This window comes from Pseudomonas sp. 05T35 (assembly GCF_056396605.1).
The window spans coordinates 1-6,634 of sequence record NZ_JBFTLU010000239.1 but is presented as its reverse complement, the minus strand read 5'-3'; the positions used below and the strand labels follow the sequence as shown (position 1 = coordinate 6,634).

General features: G+C 61.7%; 5 protein-coding genes. 1 reads left to right on the top strand and 4 read right to left on the bottom strand.

The features are described 5' to 3' along the window. Positions 1–393 precede the first annotated feature (393 nt). Both AC1DH9_RS18240 and AC1DH9_RS18235 read right to left on the bottom strand, forming a co-directional pair. Positions 394–1,611, bottom strand: a complete 1,218-nt coding sequence (locus AC1DH9_RS18240; RefSeq protein ID WP_427536697.1) for a multidrug effflux MFS transporter — start codon at positions 1,609–1,611, stop codon at positions 394–396. 3 nt (positions 1,612–1,614) lie between these two features. Continuing rightward, a complete protein-coding gene (locus tag AC1DH9_RS18235) occupies positions 1,615–3,186 on the bottom strand; it encodes an FAD/NAD(P)-binding protein (protein WP_427536695.1) in 1,572 nt (523 codons plus the stop codon). 92 nt (positions 3,187–3,278) lie between these two features. On the opposite strand from AC1DH9_RS18235, the gene pdxR reads away from it, so the two are divergent. After that, positions 3,279–4,832, top strand: coding sequence for a MocR-like pyridoxine biosynthesis transcription factor PdxR (gene pdxR / locus AC1DH9_RS18230; RefSeq protein ID WP_427536693.1), 1,554 nt, complete (start codon positions 3,279–3,281; stop codon positions 4,830–4,832). A 109-nt stretch (positions 4,833–4,941) separates the two neighbouring features. Here the strand turns inward: pdxR and AC1DH9_RS18225 are convergent, their stop codons facing one another. Beyond that, a complete protein-coding gene (locus AC1DH9_RS18225) occupies positions 4,942–5,733 on the bottom strand; it encodes an ABC transporter ATP-binding protein (protein WP_427533213.1) in 792 nt (263 codons plus the stop codon). Positions 5,734–5,751: 18 nt separating this feature from the next. After that, positions 5,752–6,489 carry an ABC transporter permease gene (locus AC1DH9_RS18220; protein WP_427536691.1) on the bottom strand — a complete coding sequence of 246 codons (738 nt, stop codon included), beginning with the start codon at positions 6,487–6,489 and terminating at the stop codon, positions 5,752–5,754. Positions 6,490–6,634: the final 145 nt, after the last annotated feature.

The window sequence follows — 6,634 nt, the reverse complement described above, 5'->3', positions numbered from 1 at the left end:
GTCCATCGCCGTCCTCGTAAGTCCCTGGCTCAGTCAGGTTCTCGATTTGTTTTGTATTTAGTTTTCCCACGGATGTTCACTCATCAGAAATTGTCGGGCCTAAGAGACTGTTCCCCCACATGTTCCCCCACTGATCGTGGGATTCAGTGGATGCTCTCAGGACGCTAATGGATGGATACTAGGCTGTAGCCCTTGTATTATCTAGGGTGTCGGTATTTTGTTGGACATTGCCGGACACTACGTTGGCGGTCTATCTCTCCGCCATTACATAGAAAAAGCCCCCGTAGCTGAAAAGTTACGGGGGCTTTTTCGTTTCTGGCGTTTTGTTTGCCTTACGCCCAGCGCCGGTTCAGGCTGCGGCATGACGCAAAAAGCCGTTCCTCGTGTGCCGCTTCAGCGTTCCCCCAGCGCCTCTTCCAGCGGGGCGGTCTCTGTTTTGAACAGCATCCAGACCAGGCAGAAGCTGATGCTGTAGATCGAGGTCATGATCATCATCGGGTAGACGCTGCCATCCGAGAGTTTGCCGGTGACGAAGCCGCACACCGCGGTCATGGCCATCTGGATAAAGAAAAACAGTCCCGAAGCGGTGCCGGCAATGCTCGAGAAGGGTTGCAGTACCGCCAGTTGGCAGGCCGGGATGGCGATACCCACCGAGAGCATGATCAGCAGCATCGGGCAGACGATCGACAGCAGCGCCTCGGGCCAGAGCCGGGTCGCCATGATCAGTAGCGATGAGCCCACCAGGTTCAGGGCGATGGCGTAGCCGATCAGGGCATCGGCATCGTGTCTGACGGACAGGCGGCGGAACAGATTGGAGCCCAGCACATAACCGGCCACGGTGACGGCGAACACTTGGGCATATTCCATCGAGGACAGGTGCAGGGTCCGTTGCAGCAGGGTCGAGGACTCGGCGATAAACGGAAAATAGGTGCAGTACACGCAGCCTATGGCCAGGGAGTAGCGCAGGAAATAGCGGTCGCGCAGCAGCCGCGCGTAAATGCGCAGGGTGCCTTGCTGGCGCGTATCGGGCTGGGCGGACGGACGGGTTTCCGGCAGCAGCAGGCTGATCAGGATCAGCGCCAGCGTGGCAATCACGCTCAAGACCACAAACACCCCACGCCAGCCGAAGGCGGTTTCGATAAGGCTGCCGATCATCGGGGCCACCATCGGCGAAATGGCCATGCCCATGGAGATCCTGCTGAGCAGGCGGGTCTGTTCATGGCGATCGAAACGGTCGCGGACCATGACCCTGCCAATCACTGTGCCGCAGCAGCCACCGAGGGCCTGGAGCATCCGGGCGACGATCAGCACCTCGACATCGCGGGCGAGCACACACACCAGGGTCGCCCCCAGATATAGCGCCGTGCCGCCGATCAGCACTGGCCGCCGGCCAAAACGATCGCAGAGCGGGCCGCCGATCAGCATCGAAAAGGCATACCCGACCATGTACAGGGTGAGCGTCAGTTGCAGTTGAGCATCGCTGGCATGCAGGGCGTCGGCCATCGCCGGCAACGAGGGCAGGTAGATGTCGATGGTGACGCGTGGCAGGCAGACGACCACCAGCAACAGCGCGGACCAGATCCAGGGTGCCAGGTTAGATTTTACAGGCATGGGTTACTCCGTAGGGGCGGGCAATGGCGAGGCGAGGGGAGCGGTGGGCGCCGAGAGGTGCGAGGGCAGGCCGCGGATCAGGTCTTCGGCCATGTGTTGGGCACGCTTGGCGATCATTTCCAGCGAGGAGACGAAGAAGTAGGTGCCGCTGGTCATATGGCCCAGCAGGCGCAGGTGCGGATCCGGCTGTCGGTGCCGGTCGAGCAGTGCGCCACTGGCAAACTCCACTTGCAGGCCACCTCGTTCATCGCGCAGTGCATGGCCGTCCTGCTGCAGCTGCCAGAGCACGCCGGAGTCCTGCTCGCATTCCACCCATTTGGCCGCGCCGGTGGCGTTCACCACGTAGTCGTATTCGCAGGTTTCGGCGGTCGCTGCGTAATGGGCCTTGATCAGGTCTTCCTGCTGCCCCTCGAAACGTACATCGCCTGCCAGCAGGCGCAGTCTGCCGGTTTCGATCAGGACCTTGAGTTTCAGGGCGTTGGCCAGCGGCATGGGTGCACGACGGGCCAGCCAGTCCTTGGCGAAATGCTCGGTGATGGTCTGCTGGTCGACGCTGTCCAAGGCGTTCCAGGCGTACTCGATCACTTCATTGGTGGCGGCGAGGACCAACTGCCAGTCCCTGCGCTGGGTCGCGGCCGCGACTTCCTCGTGCAGGTGTTGCAACGGGTCGCTGTCAGAGCGGAAAAGCGTTCGCCAGTCGCAGTGAATCGCCCGCAGCTCGGCCCGCAGCAGGCGTAACAGACTGCGCAGTGCCAGCTGTCGGGCACCGCCTTGAGTCAGTTGCTCCAGGGCCGCGTGGGTGAGGAACTGCAGCGGGTGGCGCGGTCCGGGCAAGCCCCGGACGAAGGGCAGGCGACCGCTGCGCGAAATCATGTCGATCTGGCCGGTGAACTCCAGCGCCTGGAGACTGAGTACCACGTCCACCGCAGTCAGGCCGCTGCCGATCACGCAGATACGCTGGCCGATCAGGGTCGGGGCGATCTGTTCGCTGATGGGGTAGGGGCTGCGGATAAAACGGTAATGATCGTCCAGTCCGTAATGATCCCGTGGACCGGTATTGCCCACGGCGAGCACCACGCGGTCGGCGAAATGGGTCGAGCCCGCGGTGCTCAGGCGGTAGCGGCTGTCCTTGTCGATCGCCGTGACCCGGGCTTGCACCACCTCGATCTGCAGGTGCTTGCGACGGGCAATGGCGCAGGTCTCGGCGAAGAAATCGCTGAGAAAACGCCCGAATATTGCGCGCGGCACGAAGGCTTCCGCCAGGTCGGTATTGGAAACGGCCTTGAGTTCTTCGGCGTGGTGCGCCTTCCAGCGCAACCAGGCGGAGAAGGTGGAAAAATCCCGGGCGCACACTGACATGGTTTCCGCCACGCGGTTGAGCAGCAGCGAGTCGACGTCCGGGTGGTAAGCCAGGCCCGGGCCGATGCTGTTGCGTGGTTCGAAGACCTGTATGCGCATCCCCCGGGCCTGTTCGGCACTGATCGAGGCGACGAAATGATGCAGGAACGCTACGCAGGCGCCACCGCCGCCGATGATCGCGAGGGTGAATTCGGGGGGTTGTGTTGTAGAAGCCATGTCGCTCTCGGGTATCCATTACAGGGCCGCGACGTTAGGCGCTTTGTGGTTTAATTCGCAGAGCCGTTTATTAGTATTTCGACTGGACCACTATGAGCCGAGGAAAGGTTTCCGTTCCCCTTGATCTGCCCCAGCCCGGCAGCCTGAGCAATGGCAGCCGGGTATTGACCAAACAGGAAAGCGCCTATGAGGCATTGCGCGGCGCGATCCTGGAAAAACTCCTGCCCGCCGGTAGCCAGTTACCCTCTACGCGAACCCTGGCGCAGCGCTGGTCGCTGTCCCGGGGAACGGTGGAAATGGTCTTCGACCGCTTGCGCAGCGAAGGTTACGTGACCCGGGTGTCGGGTTCGGGGACTCGTGTCAGTGCGGTGGTGCCCGATCTCTTTATCCGCGCGCCGCAGGTTCAGGCGACCCTCCATGCGCGAGAGCAGCAGGCGTCAGTGGCATCGCCACCGGCGCTGGAGACCGCAGTCAGGGTAGGGCTGCCCTTCGTGGCGCGCCTGGCGGACCCGGCGCTGTTCCCCATTCGCGTGTGGTCGCGGGCGGTGGCCAAGGCCATGGCCGAAGCCTCGGCGCAGTTGCTCTGTTCGCCGGACCCCGGCGGCATGCTGGCCCTGCGCGAACAGATTGCCGATTACCTGGCCAAGTACCGTGGCATCCGCTGCAAGCCGGACGACCTGATCGTGACCACGGGCATTCGCCACTCCCTGGACCTGGTGGCCCGCAGCCTGGTGACGCAGGGCGACAAGGTGTGTGTCGAAGATCCGGGCTACCTGTCGGCGAAAAGGATCTTTTCCATGGCTGGAGCGCGGCTGGTGTATATCCCGGTCCTCGAAGACGGCATCGACGATGGGGCGCTGCGTCGGCACGGCGATGCCCGGCTGGTCTATGTCACCCCCGCACACCAGTCGCCGCTCGGGGTGACCCTCTCGGTGTCGCGGCGGCTGGCCCTGCTGGACTGGGCCAGCCGGACCGATGCGTGGGTGGTGGAGGACGACTACGACAGCGAATTCAACTACAACAGCGCGCCACTGGCGGCCCTCAAGGCCCTGGACCGCGATGACCGGGTGATCTACTGCGGCAGCTTCAACAAGACCTTGTTCGCCGGACTGCGCGTCGGTTTCATGCTGGTTCCCGGGGCGTTACGCAATCGCCTGCTGGCGACCCTGCAGACCACCGGCCGCTCCGTTGGGGTCACCGAGCAGGCGGCGCTGGCGGAATACATGAAGAGCGGGGCGTTCGTGCGTTACCTGCGTTCGGCGCGCCAGGCCTATCAGGAGCGCCGTGACGCGCTGCTGGCCTGTCTGGAGGAACAGGCGCCGGGAGGTTATTCGGTTTCCGGGCAACATGCCGGTCTGCACTTCGTCCTGGAGTTGCCTGCGGGCAGTGACGAATCCGACTTCTGTCGCCGTGCCAGCGCCATCGGACTGGCCTTGCAACCGGTCAGCGAATTCTGTCAGGAGGTGCGACGGCCGGCGGCGGTGATGATCGGGTTTACGGCCCTGAGCCTGTCGCAGATCCGCTTTAGTGGCCGCAAGCTCGGACAGTTGCTGGCCGGGCAGGCGGTTCTTCTCGCATCAGGCTCAGGCGTCGTCGATTCTGGCTGCCGGCGCGCTACTGAAGATTTCCAGCGCTTCGGCGTATGACAAATCAGGCTGTGCTGTACGCAATACATGAAAAGCCCCGTAGCTGAACACACTACGGGGCTTTTTCGTTTTTGGGTTTATGGTTTGGCGCGCTGTGCGCGGGCCGTGCTTATTCGGCACTTCTCTCATGATGACTGGAGACGAATTGCCGGAAGCGTTCGGTGGGTAAGCCTTCGAATAGTTCCGCCGGTGTCCCCTGCACATCGATCAGGCCGCCATGCATGAACACCACCCGATTTGACACGTGTCGGGCAAAGCCCATTTCGTGCGTGACCACCAGCATGGTGCGGCCTTCTTCAGCCAGAGAGCGCATTACGCGTAACACCTCTCCAACCAGTTCAGGGTCAAGTGCCGAGGTCGGTTCGTCGAACAACATGACTTGTGGATTCATCGCCAGTGCGCGGGCTATCGCTACGCGTTGCTGCTGGCCACCGGACAGGTGCGCCGGGTAATAGTCGCGGCGATCGTACAGGCCGACCTTGTGCAGCAGGGCTTCTGCTTCCTCGACGCATTCGGCACGAGAGCGTTTGAGAACCCGCATCGGGCCTTCAATGACGTTTTGCAGCACCGTCATGTGCGACCAGAGGTTGAAGCTCTGGAACACCATACCCAGGCAGCTGCGCATGCGCTCGACCTGGCGGCTGTTGCTCGGTGTCTGGCGGCCGTCGGCATGCTGCTTCATTTCGATCACTTCACCATTGACGCTGATGATGCCTTGATCGGGTGTCTCCAGGAGGTTGATGCAACGCAGGAAGGTACTTTTGCCTGATCCACTTGCACCGAGGATCGAGATCACATCGCCCTTGTGGGCTTCCAGGGAAATGCCCTTGAGGACATGTGCGTTGCCGAAGGACTTCTGAATATTGGTTACCGACAAGGCTGAAGCGGGCTGAGTGCTCATGGCATGCTCCGTATCAAATCAGGAATGGGAAGGCAGCGAGGGGCTGGCTTTTTTGATGGCGTCAACTGGCCGCTCACGCAAGTGCGGCGAGAGGCGATACTCGAGCCAGGCGACAGCGCGGACGACCAGGAAATTCAGCACCAGATAGATCAGGGCTGCGCAAATGAACACTTCCATCGTGCGATAAGTACGCTGGATGATCTGCTGCGCGACGCCAGTGACGTCCCACACGGTCACCAGGCTAGCCAGAGCCGTGGACTTGACCAGCAAAATGGCTTCGGTGGAGTAGGCCGGCAGGGCCTGGCGCAGGGTGACCGGAGCAATGATCCGGAGTAGCAGTTCCCAAGGCGACATGCCCACGGCCTTGCCCGCCTCGATCTGTCCCTGTGGCACGCTAAGCAGCCCACCGCGAATAATTTCGGCGGTGTAACCGGCGGTACACAAGGCCAGTGAAAGCACCGCGCAGCCATAGGGTGATTTGAGCAGTACCCAGGCGAAGCTATCGCGAATGGCCGGGAACTGGCCCAACCCGTAGTAAATCAGGAACATTTGAATCAGCAGTGGCGTACCGCGAAACAACATGATGTAAAACCGCGCCGGATAGCTGAAAAACCACCAGCGGCTGACCCGCAGGCTGACAATGCCGACAGACAGGGTAAGGCCGATCACCAATGAGCTGAAAAACAGCGTCAGCGTTGTGGGCAGCGCTGCCAAAAGCTTGAGCATGGTGTCAGCGAGGAACGAAAAATCGATCATACGTAGCGCTCCCGACTCGAACTAGACTGGACTGCGCTGCCGCGTGCGACGCACGCGAGCCTCAGCCATATTGAAAAGCCGACCGGACAAGCCGGTTAGAATGAGGTACACGGCGCCCCCGATGATGTAGAACGTGAAATATTGA